Annotated in this window: 1 protein-coding gene; it reads left to right on the forward strand. The window is 41.0% G+C overall.

Features of this window, described 5'->3' with window-relative positions; translation table 11 throughout:
• Positions 1–999: transposase (locus ACTND6_RS10990; RefSeq protein WP_441045105.1), on the forward strand; the 999-nt coding region annotated here is incomplete at its 5' end.
• Positions 1,000–1,251 lie beyond the last annotated feature (252 nt).

The raw sequence follows: 1,251 nt of genomic DNA on the forward strand, positions 1-1,251 counted from the left end.
TGCGAAAGATACAAGCGCTGCCGGTTCGACAAGTACAAGTATGAAGCGGATGCTGCACAGAAAGAATATGCTGAAATGCTCTGTGATGCACGTGCCGGTGTCAACGCTACAGTCAATGAAATCAGAGATCTCGGTCTTCTTATCAAGCCTCTTCTGGAACAGGGACAGTCTCTCTATGTCATCTGTCAGAACCATCCGGAAATCAAAGTATCCGAAAGAACACTGTATACGTATATCGAAGATGGCGTATTCCAGGATGCCGGCGTTTCTATCACTAATCTTGATCTGAAAAAGAAAGTACGCCGCAAGATTTCGAAAAGCAGAAAGACCCAGTATGCAAAGCGTCAGGATCGTTCTTATCTCAAAGGAAGAACGCATCTGGATTACACGAACTATATGGAAGAGAATCCAGATGCACGTATCGTTGAAATGGATACAGTGTACAACGATGTATCAAACGGTCCATTCATTCAGACATTTAAATTTCTCCAGTACGATCTGCTGATCTGCATCTATCATGAATCAAAGACAACAGATGAAATGCTGAGAGGAATTCTTCTGCTTGAGCAGTATCTCGGTCCTGATATTTTCAATGCTGAAGTTGAAGTGCTTCTGACAGACAGAGGAAGTGAATTTGTATCTGCTTCTGAAGCAGAGTACAGAGAAGACGGAAGCAGACGCACTCGCGTCTACTACTGCGATTCCATGTGTTCCTGGCAGAAAGGATCACTGGAGAATGTTCATCTGCTTCTCAGAGAAATCTGCCCGAATAAAACTGATCTTTATGCATTAGGACTGACATCTCAGGAGAAAGCCAATATTATTTCGTCACACATTAATTCGTACCCTAAGAAAAAACTGAAAGGCAAGTCATCCTTCCAGCTTTTACAGTTCATTAATCCAGATATGGCTGACCGGCTGTATCAGGCTGGTCTTTTCGTCGTTCGAAGCGACGAAGTAACCTTGAAACCGTATCTGTTGAAAACGAACGGCAGATAAAGAATAATCAGGCAGCGCATCCAGCCCATCACCTAACTGAAGTGGAGTTTTCTCTTTCATTTTGAAAAAAGTTGAAATTCCATGTGCCTTTCGTGTACTTATTTTTTATCTGTATCTATAACTATTGTACTTCATATACTAAATTCCACAATAAAAACAGCACTGAATTTACCTGTCAGCACTGTTTCTGCACAACTAATTTCAACTTTAATTTTTTTCTTTTGAAAGTGGAATTTAACTTTTCAGTTCAGC

This window comes from Bulleidia sp. HCP3S3_C9, from assembly GCF_052064035.1.
Taxonomy (GTDB): domain Bacteria; phylum Bacillota_I; class Bacilli_A; order Erysipelotrichales; family Erysipelotrichaceae; genus Bulleidia.